The organism is Streptomyces kanamyceticus (assembly GCF_008704495.1).
In the GTDB taxonomy this organism is placed as follows: Bacteria; Actinomycetota; Actinomycetes; order Streptomycetales; family Streptomycetaceae; genus Streptomyces; species Streptomyces kanamyceticus.
On record NZ_CP023699.1, the window covers coordinates 9,614,616 to 9,634,132 of the forward strand.

A 19,517-nucleotide genomic window follows, 5' to 3' on the forward strand; every position below is an offset into this window, starting at 1 on the left:
ACCTCCCTGCGCCCTCGACCGGGTGTGCCCGGAGTGCGGCCGTCTGAACGAGACGGCCGGGGCACGCCGCTGCGAACGCTGCGGCGGCGAACTCCCGGGCGGAGCCGACAGACGCTGACCCGGTGGACGCAGTCCCGGTGGACGCAGCCCCGATCGACACGGTCAGCGAGCCTCGACCGGTGACGGGAACGCCGCGTTGACGGCGTCGGCCACCGTCCCCGCCCACGGCGCCCTGACGATGTCGTAGTGCGTGACGTCGATCTTTCGGCAGTCCTTGAGGTCGTCCAACCGCTCCTGCCACAGGCCCTGTTGGTGCTCCGGTGAGCCGTGGGCCGGGAGTTCGGGCACCGGGCGGCACGCCAGCCACAGCCAGGTCGGCGTGCCGGTCAGGCGCGGCGGTTCGTGCTCCGCCATGCCCCTCAGGTTGGCGCGGCAGCAGTGCGCGAGACGCTCGGCGTACGCCTGCGCCTGGGGGCCCGCGGGTGCCCCGGAGCCCGACTGGCTCAGCTCGTGGGCGAAGACCGCCTCGATCCGGCTCTCGTCGTACTCCTGGAAGCGCGGTGCGGCGTCCGGCGGGGGCGGGTCGAGCAGGTGCAGTCCGTCGAAGGGACGGCCCGCGTCCCGCGCCCCTGCCGCCATGGCCTGTGCCACCCAGGCGCCGAACGACCAGCCCACCAGGTGTGTGCGCCACTCGCCGTGCGGGAACCGGGCCCGCAGCGCGTCCTGGTAGCGGCGCGCCCGCTCGGTGGTCGACCAGGCGGGGAGGTCGGGCCGCCGCAGCGCGGGGTCGGGGATCAGACAGACCGTGAGGCGGGGATCGAGCCCCGACACGAGCGCGCGGTACGCCTGGATGTCGCCGCCGACCGGGTGGATCAGGCACACCAGGTCGCGTCCCGTGCCTTCCTGCCACACCTCCAGGGTGACCGGCTCTTCGGACGGGTCAGCGGCCCCGGGGGCCGCCTCCTCGACGCGTGCGAGGACTTCGTTGAGGCTCACCCGGTGGCTGAGCCGGGAGAGTTCGACGGAGACGCCGTGGTGCTGCTCGACCTCGGCGATCAGGTCGAGCAGGGTCAGGGAGTCGGCGCCGTGGTCGTACAGGGAGGCGTCGGGGTCGAGCTCGTCGATGCCGAGCAGCCCGCACAGCAGGTCGGTGAGCCGTGCCTCGGCGGACCGGTCCGAGACCGTCGCGGGGGCACGGGCCGAGGCCGGGGCGATACTCTCCCGTCCCGTCTCGAAGGACGGTGCGTCGCCCTGCGGCGCGTAGAACGTCCGCGCCTCCTCGATGTCCGTGGTGGAGACCATCAGCTGCGGCAGCTGGAGGCGGAGCGCCCGCGAGAAGAGGGTGCGGCCCTCCTTCACCGCGAGCCCGACCGCGAGATGCGCCTGGTGGCGGGCGTCCGCGTGGAGGGCGTTGCGCGCCATGCCGACCTCGCTCCACACGTCCCAGTCGACGGCGATGCGCAGGGTCGTCTCCGCGGGGCCCGAGCGGTACCGGGCGAAGCCGTCCAGGAGGCCGTTCGCCGCGGCGTAGTCGAACTGGCCGACCCCGCCGAACAGCGCCGCCATCGACGAGCAGTACACCGCGAACGCGGGCCGGTGCCGCGCGATCAGCCGCTCGACGAGCAGGGCGCCGCCCGCCTTGGCGTCCGTGACCCGGCGCAGCGCGGCGGCGTCCCGACGGGCGAGCAGGGCGCCGCCCGCCACGCCCGCCGCGTGCACCACGCCGTCGACGCGGTCGGTGATCTCCTCGACCCTGGCCAGGACCTCGTCCGCCGTCTGCTCGGCGAGGTCGGCCCGCACCAGGTCGACGCGGTCCGCCCACTGCGCGAGATCGGCGGGCAGCCGCGGCTGCCGGGACATCAGGAGGACCCGGCAGTCGGTCTCGGCGAGGAGCCAGGCCGCGATGGCGCAGCCGATGCCGCCGGTGCCGCCGAGTACCAGGTACGTCGCTGGGCCCGCGGGCAGCGCGGACGGCGCGGTCGGGGCGGGAGCGGCCACCGGGAGCAGCGCTTGGCGCCACCAGTAGCCCTGGCGCAGCGCGATCCGCCGCGGCAGCGCCGCGGCGTGGTCGCTCCCCGCGAGCAGGGCCGCCACGGACGGTGCCCAGTCGGCCGGGTCCGCGGTGGGCAGGTCCAGCCAGTGTCCGTCGATGCCGCACTCCTGCGGCGCGACCTCGCCCGCGCCCGCGAGAAGCCCCGACTCGGGCCGCTGGACAGTGCCTTCGACCGGCTGCGCCCCGTACGAGATCCACCAGGGCCGCAGCCGTACCGACGGCGGCAGCCCTGCCGCCGCCCGCAGCAGCGCGGACGGGGTGTCCAGGCAGGCCCAGCGGGCGAGTTCGAGCGAGTCGTCGCCGACGGGGCCCGTCACGGCGAGCGGCAGCGCGTGCAGCCAGTCGATCCCGGCAGGGCCCGCGTCGGCCAGCTCGGCGATGAGCTTCCGCAGCGAGTCCGGGTCGGCGGGGTCCACTTCGTAGACGTCGTCCGCGAGCCGGGCGAACGCGTCGGCGGCGGTGACACGTACGACCCGGTCGTACACGGCCTCGAAGGGGCGGACCGCGTCGGCGTCGAGCGGCCCGGCCGTCATCGCGACCAGCAGCCCGGGCACGCGCGGCGCGTCGGCGGTGGCACGGCTCAGCCGCACCCAGTGCGGCTGATGCAGCCAGTCGGACTCGGGGAGGCGTTGCGGGCGGCCGCCGTCGGCGCCGCTGCGGGCGCTCGCCGACGCGGTCTGCTCGATGTCGTACTCGGCCAGGGCGAAGGCGGGCGGCGGGAAGTCCCAAGGGGCCTGGGCGGGACCGGCGGGCCAGTGGACCGCCCGGCCGGACAGCCAGGCGTCGGCCACCTCATCGGCCGTGCGGCCCTCGGCGGACAGGGCGGCAGGGGCCGCGTCGCCCGGTGCCACCTCGACGCCCGACACCGTACACAGCCAGGCCACGGCCGATGCCGCGTCGGCGCAGGCCTCGGCCGCGCGCCAGCGGCCCGGCGTCCTTCCTGCCTGCAGATGACGCAGCACCTGGCCGTACGCCTCCGGCCTGGCCTGGAGGTAGTCGGCGATCCGTGCGGCGTCGGCGCGCAGGGCCTGCTCGCTGCTGCTGGAGAGCAACAGGCAGGCTGATACGTCGAGTTGAGGGGTCGGCGGGATCGGCGAGAGCTCGGGACCGTCCGCTTCGAGCAGCAGGTGCGCGTTCGTGCCGCCGATGCCGAAGCTGCTCACGGCGGCGACGCGCGGGCGCCCGTCCGGCCAGGGCAGGGCCTCCGTGGGGAGGTAGAACGGCCCCGCGTCGGTACCGATCTGCGGATTGAGCCGACGGAAGTCGACATTGGGCGGGATCACGCCGTGGTGGACCGCCAGTGCTGCCCGGACCAGGCCGACCACGCCCGCCGCCGCGCCCAGGTGCCCGATCTGGCTCTTCACCGAGGCCAGGGCGCACTGCCGCGATCCGTCGAGGTCGTGGTCGAGGCCGAAGGCCTGGCGCAGCGCACCGACCTCGACCGGGTCGCCGAGCCGGGTGCCGGTGCCGTGCGCCTCGACGTAGCCGAGGTCGGCGCCGTCACGGCCGCTGCGGCGCAGCGCGGCGCGGATCACCTCGCGCTGCCCCGGCAGCGAGGGCGCGCTATAACTGAGCTTGCCCGCACCGTCGTTGTTGAGGGCCGAACCGGTCACCACGGCGTACACGGTGTCGCCGTCGCGCCGTGCCAGGCGCAGCGGCTTGAGCACCACCACGCCCACGCCGCTGGCGCCGACGGTGCCCCCGGCGTCGTCGCTGAACGGCCTGCAGTGTCCGTCGTCGGAGAAGATGTGCTGCGGCCGGTACGCGTAGCCGTCGGTCAGCAGCCTGTCGACGAGGACCCCGCCCGCCAGCATCACCTCGGCGTCGCCCTGCCGCAGCAGCCCGGCCGCGACGTGCACCGCGACCAGCGAACTGGCGCAGGCCGCCTGGACGGTGAAGGCGGGGCCCGAGAGGTCGAGGTGGTAGGCGACCTTGGTGGTGAGGAAGTCCTTCTCGTGGTGGAGGGCGAGCTGGAAGCCGTCGGGCAGCCGCTCCGGGTCGACGTTGCGCAGCATCGACTGGAAGTAGGTGTTCTCGCCGCAGCCCGCGACGAGCCCGATGCGCTGTCCCGACGCGTCGGCGATTCCGGCGTGCGCGAGCGCCTGTACGGAGCTCATCAGCAGATGCCGCTGCTGCGGGTCCATCAGCCGCGCCTCCTGGCGGCTGATGCCGAAGTGCTCCGGGTCGAAGGAGAGGAGCCCCGACATCTGACTGCGGGCGCCGACCAGGCCCTCGGCCGCTTCGAAGTGCTCCACGCCACGGCCGCCGTCGCGCACCATCTCCCAGAACGCGGCCAGATCGTCGGCGCCGGGCAGCCGGACCGCCATGCCGATGACGGCGATGGGCTCGTCGGCGGGTCCTGGCGCCACCCGGTCCGGTTCTTCGGCGTCCGCTGTTCGCCTGCCCGGTACGTCCCGGCCGTCCAGGAATCCGGCAAGGCTGCGGATGGTCACGTGCTCGAACAGATCGGGGATGGTGAAGGTCAGTCCGGGCTCGGCGGTGCAGCGCAGATGGAAGCGCATCAGGTCGAGGCTGGTCGCGCCCGCGTCGAAGAAGCGCTGTTCGGGGCCGATGCTCCGGCCGACCACCGACTCGAACAGCTCGGTGAGCAGTGCCTCGCGCGCGGAGCGGGCGGGACGCGCCGCACGCTCAGGCCCGGCGGAAGACCGCTCCGACAGTTCCTCGCCCGGTACGGTCACGGCCGCGCGCCGGTCCAGCTTGCCGCTCGGCGTGAGCGGCAGCCGCGCCACGCGCCGGAAGCGGTCGATCCGCACGTACGGCGGCAGCAGCGGCGCCAGATGGCGTGCCAGGTCCGCCGGGTCCGGGTCGGGGGCGTCGTCGCGGCACTGCAGGCAGGCCACCAGGCGCGCGCCGTCGCGTACGACCACCGCGTTCACGAGGTCCGGGTGCCGCAGCAGGGCCGCCTCGACCTGGCCCAGTTCGAGACGGTGACCGCTCAGCTTGATCTGCTGGTCGTCCCGGCCGCGGAAGTGCAGCAGGCCGTCCCCGTCGAAGCGCGCCAGGTCACCGCTGCGGTAGAAGGTGCCGAGGCCGGGGAGGTCGACGAACCGGTCCGCGTTGAGGGAGGGATCGCCCAGGTAGCAGGGCGCAGCCATCGGGCCGCCGATGAGCAGCCGCCCCGTGCGGCCTGGCGGCAGCGGCTCGTCGGCCTCGTCGACCACCCGCAGCCAGGCGCCCGCCACCGGAGCGCCGATGGCGGGGCGCTCCGGCCAGTCGGCCGGGTCGCCGTCGAGGCGGAGCGCGCTGACCACATGGGTCTCGGTCGGGCCGTAGTGGTTGAACAGACGTGCGCCGGGCAGCCCGGCGAACCAGCGGCGGATGGCGTCGGTGCACAGCAACTGCTCACCCGCGGTGACCACTTCACGCAACCGCGAGGGATGACGGCCGAGGCGTACGCCGTGCTCGGCGAGCAGTTGCAGCGCGACGTACGGCAGGAACAGGCGCTCGACGCCCCCGGCTTCGAGCCGGTCGAGCAGCGCGGGCACGTCATGGCGCCACTCGGGGCGCACCAGATGCAGCCGTCCGCCGCCGCACAGCGTGCCGAAGATCTCCTGGAAGGAGACGTCGAAGGAGAGCATGGAGAACTGCTGGGTGACCGCGGCCGACGCGAGGCCGCCGGACTCGGCCTGCCACTGGAGCAGGTTGCACAGCGTACGGTCGGGCACCCGCACCCCCTTGGGCGTGCCGGTGGAACCCGAGGTGAACAGCGTGTACAGCGGTCGCCGTCCGTCGTGCGGCGCCGGCCCGGGAGTGTCGGCGGGGAGCGGCGGGCGGGCCGACAGGGCGACCGGGTGGCGCGGCGGTCCTTCCGGGGCGATCGCGTCGAGCAGGCCGGGAGCTTCCTCGTCCTGCGGCACCAGGACGCACAGCGGCTCCGCCTGCGCCAGGATCTGCCGCAGCAGCTCGGGCGGGTAGGAGGGGTCGAGCGGCACGATCGTCAGGTTCAGTCGGGCCAGCGCGAGCAGCGCCACCACGTGCTCGGCCGACGGCTGGAAGTACAGCGCCACACTGCGCGGCCCCTCGTCGCCGGGGAGCGACGGGTACAGCTGTCGCAGCTCGCCCGCCAACTGGGCGGCGTGTGCGTTCAGTTCGGCGTACGTGAGGGTGCGCCCCTCGGCCGTCACGACCGCCGGTGCGCCGGGCGTACGGCGTACGGTGCGGGCGAAGCCCTCGGCGATCGTCCGGAAGGCGGGCGGCACCTCGGCGGCCCGGCCCGGCTCGGGCAGCCCGCGCCGGTAGGGCGCCACCAGCTCGGCGGGCGTGCCGTCCACGCCCTCGGCCAGCAGATCGAGGCCGCGCCGGAACAGTCCGGCGAGGGCCGCCACGTCGGCGGCCTCGAAGTGACGGGCGTCGTACTCCCAGAGGCAGTCGAAGCCCGTGCCGCGCTCGACCACCGAAAGGGTCAGCGGGCACTTCGCGTCGGCCGGTGGCCGCCACTGGGGGCGGACGGCGCAGCCGGGCAGCTCCAGCGCGTCGAAGTCGGTGTTCTCCAGGACGAACAGGAAGTCGAACGGGGCGCCGTGGTCCACGCGGTCGGCCAGCACGTCGGCGAGTGACACGTCCTGCCGGTCGAGCACCGACTGCACGGCGGCGCCGTGCCGCCGAAGCTGGTCGCGCAGGGCGTCGCGCGGCGTCACGTCGAGCGGGAGCAGCACGGTGTTGGCGAACATGCCGACACCGGACTCGAATTCCTGCACGGGACGGTTGGCCACGGGGCTCGCGATGCGCGGCCGGGTCCCGCCCGTGACTCCGTAGAGGCTCCAGGCGTAGACGCTCAGGAGCAACTGGAAGCGGGTGAGGCCGAGTTCGGCGCAGAGCCGGTCGAGGCCGGAGCGGCGGCCCTGGTCGAGCGAGTCGCGCAGCAGCCGCCCCGCGGCGCCGTCCACCGGGTGGGCTTGGTCGAGGGGCTCGTCCCTGCCCTCCAACGTCCGGTAATGGTCGGTCAGTTCGGTGCGTTGAGTGCGGTACCCCTCGTGGGTGAACCACTCGGCCTGCCAGGCGGCGAAGTCGAGGGGGGTCGGGACGGGCGCCGTGTGCTGTTCCTCGATCTCGCCCTGTGCGGCGGCGGCGTAGTCGGCGGAGACCTCGCCGAACAGCACGTTGAGCGACCAGCCGTCGACGGCGATGTGGTGCAGGCGCAGCAGCAACTCGCCGCCGCTGCCGTCGGGGTGCGGCAGCCAGCCCGCGCGGAAGAGGCGGGGGTCGGCCAGGTCGAAGGGTTCGGCGAAGAAGGCGTCGGTGGCCTCTGACGCCTCTGGCGCCTCGGTCAGCTCAGGCGTCTCAGGCAGCTCGGTCCAAGGGTCGTACGGCTCGGCCACCACCTGCCGCAGTCCGCCCGGCGTCGCCTCGTAGGCGGTGCGCAGCGCCGGATGGCGTGCCACGAGGCGGCGCAGCGCGTGCCGGAGCACGGCGGTGTCGACCTCGCCGTCGATGCGGAAGACCATCGGTACGTCGTACGCGCGGGAAGCGGGGTCCTGCTGCTGGAGGAGCCACAGCCGTTCCTGCTCGGCCGTCGCGGGTGCCGAGAGCGCGCCCGTCGGTGCGACCGGGGCCGGATACGGCGAGCTCCCCTCGGCCGCCGCCGCGGCCAGCTGCGCGAAGTCGCCCCGCAGGATCAGCGCCTGGGGCACCTCGCAGCCCCAGCGCCGCCGGGCCTCGAAACGCAGCCGCAGCGCCTTGAGGGAGTCGCCGCCGACCGCGATCCAGCGGTCGGCGAGACGCAGCCCGTCCACGCCGAGTACCTGCTCGGCCAGGTCGAGCACCTCGCGCTGCCAGGGGGTGAGGTCCGCGTCCCCCGTCCCGTCGCGCCGCCAGGGGGCGTCGTCCCGGGCGAGGAGCGCGGCCATGTCGACCTTGCCGTTGGCGTTGAGCGGCAACTCGTCGACCAGGTAGGCCCGGTGCGGGCGCATGTAGGCGGGCAGCGCGGCGGCCACGTGCCGGTCGAAGTCGTCGAAGGACAGCTCGGCGCCGAGCACCAGGTAGGCCAGCAGCTCGTTGACGCCGCTCGTGTCGCGGCGGGTGCACACGTATGCCTGGCGCACCGCCGGATGGGTCACGATCTGCCGTTCCAGCTCGCCCGGTTCGACGCGGAAGCCGCGGACCTTGACCTGTCGGTCGGCCCGCCCGACGTACTCGACGTCGCCCGCCTCGTCGAGCCGCACCAGGTCGCCGGTGCGGTAGTGGCGGGCGGAGCCGCCGTCCGGACCTCGCAGGGTGACGAAGCGCCGCTCGGTCTCCTCGGGGAGATTGCGGTAACCGGCCGCCAACGCCTCGCCCGCGAGGCAGAGTTCGCCCACCTCGCCGGGGTCCGCGATCCGGTCGCCGTCCGCCGTCACCAGCAGGTCGGTGCCCGGCAGCGCGCGCCCGATCGGCACCACCTCGCCGTCGAAGTCCCGGGGGATCGGGTGGCAGAGAGCGAAGGTGGTGGTCTCGGTGGGGCCGTAGACGTTGTGCAGCTGCGTGGTGCTTTCGGGGTTGTCGCGGTACCAGCGGCGGATCAGCCGGGCATTCAACTGCTCGCCGCCGACAAGTACTTGGCCGATCGTCGAGAAGCAGTGCGGCGCCTTGTCGACGACCGCGTTGAACAGCGCCACGGTCATGAAAAGGACGTCGACGCGCAGCCGCGCGAGCTCCGCCGCGAGCACGTCAGGCGTCTGCGCCGTCTCGTCGCCGAGGATCACGCAGCAGCCGCCGGTGAGCAGCGGCACCCAGACCTCGAAACTGAGCGCGTCGAAGGCGGGGTTGGACAGGCACGAGTACCGCGCGCCCTCGTCGATGCGGAGGTAGCCGGGCCGTGCCAGGCGCAGGATCCCCGCGTCGAGCACCTCGACGCCCTTGGGGCGGCCGGTGGTGCCCGAGGTGTAGAAGACGAAGGAGACCGGCGCGGCACCTTCCTGCCGCGCGGGGAGGGCGCCCTCGGCGGCGGTGGCGCTCACGTCGCCGGCGTACGCGTCGTCGGCGTACGCGAGCAGCTCCGCGACCGGCAGCGGCCGGACGCCGGGCGGCAGGGCGTCCGGTTCCGTGCCCGCGTGCAGGACCGCCACGCAGGCCGAGTCGGTGAGGATGTGCCGTCGCCGGTCGGGCGGGCTCTGGGCGTCGAGCGGCACCACCACCGCACCGGCGCGCAGGATGCCGAGCATGGCGGGCACCAGCTGCCAGGAGCGCGGCAGACAGACCGCGACGGCCTGGCCGGGACGTACGCCGTGGGCGCGCAGCGCGGCGGCGACGGACGCGCTCGCGGCATCGAGGTCCGCGTAGTCCAGGCGGTGCGCGCCGTCGACGACCGCGAGGGCGGACGGATGGCGGCGCGCCCGCTGGAGCACGGCCAAGGCGAGGTCGCCGACCGGAGGGAGACCGTCGGCCGGGGCGTGGGCGGACGGACGCGCCGCGGAATCCATCAGCTCTCCCGCGCCTGGTCCGAACCGCTGCCGGAGACGGAATCCGGGCCACTCCCGGAGACGGATCCCGACCCGGCCCCCGCGAGCCGCTCCAACTCGGCTTCGATCGTCGCCGCCACCCGCAGGACCTCCGAGGACTCCAGCATCTCCCAGTGGTCGCACTTGACCGACTCGACCACGTGCTCGCCTTCGGCGCGGCGGCGCCAGAACTCCCGTACGGCACCTAGCATCTCGTCCGTCGTGCCCTCGACGGCCTCCAACAGGACCGTGCGCGCCGTGGTCGACGCGGGGACGTGGTCGCGCGAGGTGTGCAGGTTGTGGTTGTAGATGTGGTGGTACTGCTCGATCTGCCGGTCGTCGATGCCGGGGTACATGCCGTTGAACTTGATGAGCTTGTCGCGGAACTCCGCCATGCCCACCGGTTCGGTGGCCACGCGCAGCGCCGGGTCGTCCGTGGCCTGCGTGTCGAGCAGCACGACGCTCAGCCGCTCGCGTCCCGCCGCGGCGAGGCGGCGGCCCATCTCGTGGGCGACCAGGCCGCCGTAGGAGAGGCCGGTGAGGACCAGCGGCCCGTCCGGCAAGGGCTCGATGAGCTTCAGATACGCCTCGGCCATGGCCTCGACCGAGGGCAGGAAGTCCTCGCCGGGGTTGACGCCGGGCGACTGGATGCCCTGGACGCCGACGGATTCCGGCAGGGCCTTGGCGAGCGACAGATAGCAGAACGCGGTGCCGCCCGCCGGATGGACGCAGACCACCCGGGCCCGCCCCTCGCCCGCGCGGAACTCCAGGAGGTTGCTCGGCGGCGGACCCGACGCGCCCCTGCGCAGCCGCTCGCCCAGCGCCTCGATGGTCGGGTGCTGCAGGATGTCGCGGACCGGCAGCGTCTCGCCGAACTCCTCGCGGACGGCGTGCGCCAGCTTGATGGCGGAGATCGAGGTGCCCCCGACGTCGAAGAAGCTGTCGCTGATGCCGATCTCGGACTGCAGCAGCAGCCGCTGCCATATCCGGTACAGCGCCAGCTCGACGTGGTCGCGCGGACTCGCCTGGTTGACCTGCACGGGGCGGTCGGCCCGCGCCTTGGCGAGCAGTGCCGCGCGGTCGAGCTTGCCGTTGGTGGTCAGTGGCAGCTGCGGCAGTTCGACGAAGTACGCCGGGATCATGTAGGCGGGCAGGCGCTGCCCGAGCGCGGCGCGCCACGCGGCGTAGGACCGCGGCGCGGCGTCTCCCACGCCGACGGCCGCCACCAGGAACTGGTCGCCCGCGTCGTCCCGGTCGGCGAGGACCGCGGCCTCCACGACGCCCGGCTGGTCGAGCAGCGTCACCTCGATCTCACCCGGTTCGATGCGGAAGCCCCGCAGCTTCACCTGGTGGTCGTTGCGACCGGCGTACACGAGGTGGCCTTCGGGCAGCCAGCGCGCCTGGTCGCCGCTGCGGTACATGCGCTCACCGGGTACGAAGGGGTCGGCGACGAAGCGCTCCGCGGTCGCCGCGGTCCGGCTGAGATAGCCGCGGGCCGTACCCGCGCCCGCGACGTACAGCTCGCCGACGACGCCCACCGGCACCGGCTGCAGCCGCTCGTCGAGCACGTAGGTGCGCATGTTGGCGATCGGCGAGCCGATCGGGGACTGGCGCGCGATCGGCCGGATGTCGGGGTACGCGGTGCAGTACAGCGCGGTCTCGGTGGGCCCGTAGCCGTAGAGGATGCGCAGTCCTGGCAGCGTCTGTTCGAGGCGGTGCAGGCCGTCCTCGGGCAGGGATTCGAGGCCGGTGTGGATGAAGCGCAGCGCGAGACCGGCCAGGCGCTCCTCGGGCGCCTCGCAGAACCACTTGACGTAGGCGGGCGGCAGGAACACCTCCACGATGTGCCGCTCGCGCAGCCAGCCCGTCAGGAGCTCGGGGTCGTGGCGCACATCGCCGGGCACGAGATCCAGGGTGCCGCCGCTGGTGAGGGGCAGCAGGAACTCCTGGATCGAGGCGTCGAAGGCGAAGCTCGGCCACATCGCGGAGGGCAGCCCGGGCGTCGTGCCGAACGTGGCGATCCAGTTGTCGAGGACATTGAGGATGCCCCGGTGCGTGGCGGCCACCCCCTTGGGGCGGCCGGTCGAGCCCGAGGTGTAGATGACGTACGCCAGGTTGTCCGGTCGGTAGCCGATGCCGGGCGCGTCCTCGCGGAGCCCCTCGGCCGTCACCTCGGTGAGGGTCGGCCAGCCGTCCGGCGGCGCCGCGGCATCGGTCAGGACCAGCGCGGCCCCGGCGTCCGCGACCATGCCCGCGAGCCGTTCCTGGGGCAGCGCGGGATCGAGCGGCAGATAGGCGCCGCCCGCCTTGAGGATGCCCAGCATGGCCACCACGAGGTCCACCGAGAGGTTCAGGTGCAGACCGACCACGTCATCGGTGCGTACACCGCGCGCGATCAGGGCGTGGGCCAGGCGGTTGGCGCGCCGCTCCAGGGTGGCGAAGTCGAGCTGCTCGCCCTCGTGGACCACCGCGGCCTGATCGGGCCGCTCGCGCACCTGCGTCTCGAACCGCTCGACGAGACCGGCCGGGTCGCCGGGCCGCCGGGTGTCGTTGAAGCCCGTCAGGATCCGCCGGCGCTCCTGCGCGTCGAGCAGCGTGAGGGCGGCGGCGGGCCGCTCCGGGTCTTCGGTCATCTGGCGCAGGACCAGGCCGAGTTGGTGGCCGAAGCGTTCAGCGGTCGACGCGTCGAAGACCGCGGCGGCGTACTCCAGAGAGCCCACGACGCGGCCGTCGTCCGGCGTGAGGGACAGCGTCAGGTCGAACTTCGCGACGGTGTACGACGAGGGGAGCGGCGTGACCGCCACGCCCGGCAGCGTCAGTTCGTCCCGCTCGGCGCTCCGCCAGTCGAAGAACACCTGGAACAGCGGTGTGTGGGCGAGGCTCCGCTCCGGATTCACCACGTCGACGACCTGCTCGAACGGCAGCTCCGCGTGCTCGCGCGCCGCGAGCGACACGTCCCGTACGCGGCTCAGGAGTTCGGCCACCGTCGGCTCGGCCGAGAGGTCGACCCGCAGGGCCAGCGTGTTGGCGAAAAGGCCGATCAGGCCGTCGAATTCGGTACTCCCGCGCTGGGCCGTGGGCGTGCCGATCACCACGTCGGTCTGCCCCGAAAGACGGGAGAGGGCCAGCGCCCAGCCAGCGAGGACGACCGTGGACACCGTGCAGTCGTGGCGTCGCGCGAGCTCCTCCAGCGCCGCGGTGAGTTCCTCGTCGAAGGCGAGCGGCACCCGACCGCCGCGGACGTCCTGCTCGGCGGGGCGCGGCCGGTCGGTCGTCAGCTCGAGAAGCGCTGGGGCGTCCGCGAGGGCCCGCTGCCAGTAGGCGCGCTGCTGTTCGGCGGCACCCTCGGTCAGCCACTGGCGCTGCCGGGCCGCGTAGTCGGCGTACTGCACCGCCAGCGGCGGCAGCGGGTTGGCCGCGCCCTCGGTGAACGCGGCGTAGAGCGTGCCGAGTTCCCGGGTCAGGACGTCCAGCGACCAGTCGTCGGCGATGCTGTGGTGGAGCGTCAGAAGCAGGACGTGGCGGTCGGCGCCGAGCGCTGTCAGGCGGCCGCGGGCCAGCGGACCGCGTGCCAGGTCGAACGGCGTGGTGGCCTCAGCCCGCTGGAGCGCGACGAGTTGTTCTTCCGCGTCCGGCTGGCCGGTCAGGTCCTCAAAAGTGAGCGGGAAGCCCGCGTCGGCCGGACCGATCTCCTGGAACGGCGTGCCCGCCACCGTCGTGAAACGGGTCCGCAGCACCTCGTGACGGGAGCTCAGCGCGTCCAGGGCGCGGCCCAGTGCCGCGCGGTCGAGGGAGCCCGTCAGCTCGACCGCCAGGGGCAGGTGGTGCGCCTCGCTCGGGGTCCGCATCTGCGCCAGGAACCACAACCGCTGCTGCGCGTAGGACAATGCGGTGGGGGAATTGCGGAACTCTTGGTTCGCGGGCAAGGCTGACTCTCCACTCCGAGGGAACCCTATTCACGGTGGTGACGGGATATCGCCCGGCAGGGTCTGCCGAGCTCAAAAGCTGCCCCTCAACGCTTCATTGCGGTCCCGTAATGCACGTGCCGACCTTCAAACGCGATGATTGATCAATGCCTCGGAACCTGTCAATGGCCAGTCGTACGAGCCGCAACACTCCTGGCCCCAGGACGTGCGACCTGTCCGAACGGGCAGGAAGAAAGGTACGAAAGGGCAAGCGGAGTGGCGGGCATTGCCATTTGAGATGACCTGCTATGCGGCGCGCGAGGAAAGGTGCGGTGAAATCCGGGGAGGGCGGGAAAGCGGGAAAGCCGGTGAGGCCGGGAAAAACCGCGGGGGATCTCCCGTGCCTGCCGCGCGCCTCGGGCCTGGGTCGCCACTTGATCTCTCCGTTACACGGATCTCGGTCGAAGCGAGTACTGACTCCGCCCCGGCGGTCCTGACGGCGCCCGCCCCGCCGTCTTGACAGCACCCGCCCCTCGGCGATCGCCTGGAACCCGCCGTGGCGACGGGCCACGGCCGCCATGGCGCCGAGCGCGGGCACGGGGGAGCGAGGGACCATGCTTCGGGTGCACTTCACGTCCGAGGATCTGACACGGGTACGCATCGCGTCGGGTCCCGACCACCTGTGGGAGATCAGCAACAGCGTGCAGACCCTGCAACGACGGGACGGCGCACGGGAGTTCGGCGAGTGGCGCAGATGGGCGAGACCCCGCCTCTCGGAGAGTTCCCGGCTCCTCTCGCCCCTCCTGCCGCCGCACGGCAATTCGCCGGACTTCCTCACCCCTTCGCACGGGGGCAGTACGACGCTGGAGGCCGCGGTGGACGCGCTGGTGCGCACGCCCCGGCCGCGGCTCCGTGCCGATCTGCGGCGGGTGGCCGCCTCGCGCAGGCTGCCCGGCTGGACGGAGTCCCTGGCGGGCGGCGACGGGGTCACTCTGAAGCGGCTGGGGAAGGCGATCCAGACGTATCACCTGGAGGCGCTCGCGCCCTTCTGGCGGCGGGTGCACGCGCACGTCGACGCCGACCGGGTGCTGCGCGTGCGCAGCCTCATGGAAGGCGGCACGGAGGGGTTGTTGGCCGGTCTCGGGCCTCATTTCCGCTGGCATTCACCGGTGTTGGAGGTCGACTACCCGGTGGACCACGAGCTGCGCCTGGACGGTCGCGGACTCACCCTCCAGCCGTCGTTCTTCTGCTGGCCCACGCCCATCACGCTCGCCGACGCGGAGCTGCCGCCCGTCCTGGTGTACCCCATCGACCACGCCATGGACTGGACGCGCGCGACGGCTGATGGCCGCCCGGACGACAGCGCGCTCGGCGCGCTCGTCGGACACACCCGCGCGGCCGTCCTCAAGGCGGTCCGCACCGGTTCGAGCACGGTCGAGCTCGCCCGCCACCTGGACGTGACCCATCCCGCGGTGAGTCAGCACATGAAGGTGCTGCGCGCGGCCGGTCTGGTGACGACGGTGCGCAGGGCCGGCAGGGCCCTGCACGTGGCGACTGCGGAAGGGCGTGCGCTGCTGCGCAGTTGCGAGCGCGGCGACGACGGCTAGCCGCACGGCTGTGGGTGTGGCGGCGCTGGCCAGTCGCATGGCCTTGGGCGCGGCCGTAAGCCTGGGCTTTCATCGGTTGCGCATGGCATGAGCATGCAAGGAAGCTGTCCGGGCTGTGACACGCGCGTCCCCCACCGTCCGTGTATCAACAGCCCCTGCCAGGCGCGCGGTTGGCGCGCGCGCCTGGCGGCAGGGCCATGAGCGGTTCTCCCACGCGCGGCCGGGGACGCATCGACGATCCGACGTAGGAGTGGCGATGCGTACAGACCGAACCGGAACCCGAACCCGCACCCGAACCCGGGCTCGAACTTCGCTGCGACCGGCGGCAGTTGCCGTCACCCTGGCCGCCGTCGGCGCCCTGTTCGCCATGCCCGGCGCGGCCCACGCCGGTACCGCACCCGACGCCGCCGCGGCCTCGGCGACGGCCTCCGGGCACGGCCTGGAGCAGTTCCAGGCCCGGCACGGACTGCCGAGGACCGGCTCCGTCGACCCCGCGACCGCCAGAGCCCTGCGGACCGCCTCCGACGCCGAACTGCACAGGACCTTCCGGACCGCCGCCGACCTCGGCCCGGAGGAACTCGCCAACGCCCGCACCGTCATCGGTGTCGGCAAGGGCGCCCAGATCCCCGAGCAGGGACAGGTCATCGCGCTGATGACCGCCATGCAGGAGTCGAAGTTCGTCAACTACCTCACCCCGGTGGACCACGACTCGCTCGGCATCTTCCAGCAGCGCCCCAGCACCGGATGGGGCACGCCCGAACAGATCACCGACGTGCCCACCTCGTCCAAGTCCTTCTACGGAGTGGCCCCCTTCGGCAGCAACCCGGGCCTGATCCAGATCGACGGCTGGCAGACGATGCCGCCCGGCGAGGTCTGCCAGGCGGTCCAGGTCTCGGCCTACCCCGACCGCTACGCGCAGTGGGAGCAGTTCGCCCGCGACCTGCTCGCCCAGGAGGGACCCTCGGTCCCGCCCATCCCCTGAGCCGACCCACCTCGTCTCCCACACCCCACCCCCCCCATCTCCCTAGGAGCCCGTATGCGCAAGAGACTTCGCTCCACGGCGGTCGCCGCGGTCGCCGTCGGCGCCCTCGTCACCCCGGCCGCCGCCGCCCAGGCCGCCCCCACGCCCACGCCCCCGCACGCGGCGGCCGTGCTCGGCCACGGCTCGAAGGCCGGGACCGCCGTCGTCAGTGGACAGAACGAGCCGGGCACCCGGCTGCGCGTCGACGGCGTGCGGACCAGGAGCGCCCACACGCTGGAGGTCGACTACCAGGTCCAGGAGACCGGCTACTGGTGCGGCCCTGCCGCCACCCGCATCGCGCTGTCCGCCCGCATCGCCCCGCCAGGCCAGGGCGCGTTGGCCGCACAGCTCGGCACCACCGAAGCGGGCACCGACCACATCGGCCAGGTGACCGGCGTCCTCAACGCCAACCTCGGCACCGGCTGGTACGAGACCAAGGAGATGCCGAACGATCCGCCCACCCAGGCCCAGAAGGACCTGCTCTGGCACGACGTCGTCCTGGACATCGACAACAACTACCCGATCGTCGCCAACATCGTCGCCCCGCCCGGCAACCAGCCGCCCGGCTACCCGTCGGACCAGACGATCTACCACTACTTCACGGTGATCGGCTACGACGACGCGAACCGGACGGTCCTCATCGCCGACCCGGCCTCCTTCGGCGGGAACCAGATCTACTGGCTCTCCTTCGACCAACTCGCCAGCCTGATCCCGCCGAAGGGCTATGCCGCCTGAGCCGTACGGAAAGTCAAGGCCGTGAGTGGCGCGGAACGGGGAACCCGCCACTTATGGCCTGTCGTCTTCCTTGACACATATGAACGGCCTGACTCGGCAGGTACCCGAAGAAGAGGCTGGACGCGGCCGACGCGTCACGGGAAGGCGGTCGAGCTGAGATGGACATCACTCTGCACGGACCCGACGAGCTGAGCCCCGCGCTCCGTCTGGCCTGGCATCGGGCGACGGACCTGTCGCCGGTGTACGCCAACCCGTTCCTGACGCCGGAGTTCGCGGCCGGTGTGGCCAGGCACCGCGGCGGGGCACGGGTGGCGGTCCTGCGCGAGAACGGCGAGCCCGTCGGCTTCCTCCCCTTCGAGCGCAACGCGTTCGGCGTCGGCCGGGCGATAGGGCTCGGCCTCTCCGACTGCCAGGCGCTCGTGCACCGCCCGGGGGTCGTGTGGGACACCGGGGAGCTGCTGCGCGCCTGCGGCCTCGCGGTCTTCGAGTTCGACCACCTGGTCGAGGAGCAGGAGCCGTTCGCCGGTTCCGTCACCGGCACCTTCGCCTCCCCGGTGCTCGACCTCAAGGTCGGCGAGGAGAGCTACCCGGAGTGGCTGCGGGGCGCCTACCCGGGGCTTGCCAAGACGACGCTGAAGAAGGAACGCCGCCTGGGCCGCGACCACGGTGAGGTGCGGTTCGTCTACGACGAGCGGGACCCGCGGGCCCTGCGCACCCTCATGCGGTGGAAGTCCGCCCAGTACCGCAGGACGGGCCGGATGGACCGGTTCGCCAAGCCGTGGATAGTCGACCTGGTGGACGATCTGTTCCACGTCCGCGAGGAGCACTTCACCGGCGTCCTCTCGGTGGTGTACGCCGGGGACCGGCCGGTCGCCGCACACTTCGGCCCGGTCTCGCGCACGGTCTTCGCCGCCTGGTTCACCGCGTACGACCCCGAGTTGAGCTACTACTCGCCCGGCCTGATGATGCACCTGCGGATGGCCGAGGCCGCGGGCAGGGACGGGGTGCGCGTGATGGACATGGGGCGCGGCGACAAGGAGTACAAGGACTGGCTCAAAACCCGTGAGCTGCGGGTGGGCGAGGGGTTCGCGACCCGGCCCCACCCGGTGGCGACCGCGCACAGGATGTGGCGCAGACCCGTTCGCGGCCTGCGCAACACGGTCCTCGCCCATCCCGCCCTGCGCGAGCGGGCGGACCGGCTCCTGAAGACGGTCGGAAACCTCCGTACGTCGAGTGGTCCCGCGCCCCGGGGCCCCGCTCCGCGCGGGCGCTGAGCGGACTTCCCGCCGACCTTACCGGCGGGTAGGGTCATGGCCTCCGAGGAACGGAGCATTCCATGGCCCGTACGGTCACCGTGTCCCGCAGCATCGTGGTCCAGGCATCGCCCGCGGCCGTGTACGAGCAGGTCAGCCGCCCCGCCCTGATGGGCAGATGGAGCCCGGAGAACCTGGGCGCCACCGTCGAGGGTCTCGACGAACCGGCCCGCGTCGGCCTGGTCTTCGAGGGGCACAACAAGCGCGGGGCGTTCCGCTGGACCACGCGCTGCACGGTGACCGCGTCGGAGCCCGGCAGGAGCTTCGCCTTCCGCGTGCACGCGATCGGGCTCAAGCGGCCGCGGCTGCGCGCTCCCATCGCGACCTGGGAGTACCGCTTCGAGGACGCGGGACCCGAAGAGGCGGGACCGGGGGAGGCGCGGGCGACGCGGGTGACCGAGACCTGGACGGACGACCGCCGCCGCTGGCCGGATCTCGTGGCCAACGCCTTCGACCGGATCGCCACCGGCGGACAGACCTTCGCGGTGTTCCAGGCCGGGAACATCGACAGGACCCTGGGCAACCTCAAGAAGGACCTGGAGAGCGCGGGCACGCCCCGATCCTGAACCGGCGAGCGGGTGGTGGCTCACCTGGTGGGAGGGGCACGCCAGGGAGCCCGCCGCCCACCCGCCGGGCGGCTCTCGGCGATGGCCGGGCGGCCGGTGTCTCCCGCGGTGGCCGCCCTGACGGTTGGTGCTGCACACCGGGAGCCTGGAGTGGTCCGCGCGGTGGAAGTCACGAGCCGGGACGGGGAGAGAGACTGGTCTGTCTTCCTGTCCTGTTCCCTCACGATGGCAGCGGAAGGGTGCCCTGTCCAGGACTAATCTGACGAATTGTGGACAACGACCCGAGGCCCGGGGCGCCTCGACTCCCGCCCCGCGAAAGGATATTGAGCGCCGCGTACGCACTCTTCTCGCGGCGCGGCGTCCGCGACGTGGGCGTGGACGAGATCGTCGCGCGCTCCGGGGTCGCCAAGGCGACGCTGTACCGGCACTTCCCTTCGAAGGACCACCTGGTGCTCGCCTTCCTCGCCCGCAGGGAACGGGAGTGGACGCTGGGCATGGTCGTGGCGGGGGCCCGGCGGCGCGGTCGTACGCCGGAGGAGCGCCTCCTCGCCGTCTTCGACGTGTTCGACGAGTGGTTCCGCAGCGCCGACTTCGACGCCTGCGCGTTCATCAACGTCCTGCTGGAAATGGGCAGCGAGCATCCGCTGGGGCAAGCGAGCATCGCCCACCTGGAGACGATCCGCTGCCTGGTGCGCGGCATGGCCGAGGAGGCAGAGTTGCGCGACGTCGACGCATTCGCCAGGTCCTGGCACATCTTGATGAAGGGTTCGATCATCTCGGCGGCGGAGGGTGACGCCGAAGCGGCCCACCGGGCACAGGCGATGGCGAGGGCTCTCATCGAGCGGCACCGCTGACAGCGGGCCGGGGCCGGGGCCGAGCCG

At 72.9% G+C, this 19,517-nt stretch carries 8 protein-coding genes; 6 read left to right on the forward strand and 2 right to left on the reverse strand.

The features are described 5' to 3' along the window. Nucleotides 1-162: 162 nt before the first annotated feature. The gene (locus CP970_RS41565) at nt 163-9,471 is read right to left on the reverse strand and encodes a non-ribosomal peptide synthetase (protein WP_055546265.1); all 9,309 of its coding nucleotides are present in this window, start codon (nt 9,469-9,471) and stop codon (nt 163-165) included. After that, nucleotides 9,471-13,415, reverse strand: a complete 3,945-nt coding sequence (locus tag CP970_RS41570) for a non-ribosomal peptide synthetase (RefSeq protein ID WP_224059008.1) — start codon at nt 13,413-13,415, stop codon at nt 9,471-9,473. Before CP970_RS41570 ends, CP970_RS41565 begins: the two co-directional genes overlap by 1 nt. Before the next feature lie 593 nt (nt 13,416-14,008). Here CP970_RS41570 and CP970_RS41575 point away from each other — a divergent pair. From CP970_RS41575 to CP970_RS41600, 6 genes are all read left to right on the forward strand, one after another. Then, entirely contained in the window at nt 14,009-15,001 is a 993-nt protein-coding gene (locus CP970_RS41575) for an ArsR/SmtB family transcription factor (RefSeq protein ID WP_055546267.1), read from the forward strand. A gap of 367 nt (nt 15,002-15,368) precedes the next feature. Then, nucleotides 15,369-15,983, forward strand: a complete 615-nt coding sequence (locus CP970_RS41580; protein ID WP_420855556.1) for a peptidoglycan-binding domain-containing protein — start codon at nt 15,369-15,371, stop codon at nt 15,981-15,983. Between the two features lie 54 nt (nt 15,984-16,037). Continuing rightward, nucleotides 16,038-16,757: a C39 family peptidase gene (locus CP970_RS41585; protein WP_150494629.1), complete on the forward strand. Its 720-nt coding sequence runs from the start codon at nt 16,038-16,040 to the stop codon at nt 16,755-16,757. A gap of 158 nt (nt 16,758-16,915) precedes the next feature. Beyond that, complete coding sequence (locus CP970_RS41590; protein ID WP_055555309.1) at nt 16,916-18,031, forward strand: GNAT family N-acetyltransferase; 1,116 nt, start codon at nt 16,916-16,918, stop codon at nt 18,029-18,031. Between the two features lie 62 nt (nt 18,032-18,093). Further along, complete coding sequence (locus CP970_RS41595; protein WP_055555307.1) at nt 18,094-18,636, forward strand: SRPBCC family protein; 543 nt, start codon at nt 18,094-18,096, stop codon at nt 18,634-18,636. A 323-nt stretch (nt 18,637-18,959) separates the two neighbouring features. Further along, nucleotides 18,960-19,490: a TetR/AcrR family transcriptional regulator gene (locus CP970_RS41600; protein ID WP_240507555.1), complete on the forward strand. Its 531-nt coding sequence runs from the start codon at nt 18,960-18,962 to the stop codon at nt 19,488-19,490. Nucleotides 19,491-19,517: the final 27 nt, after the last annotated feature.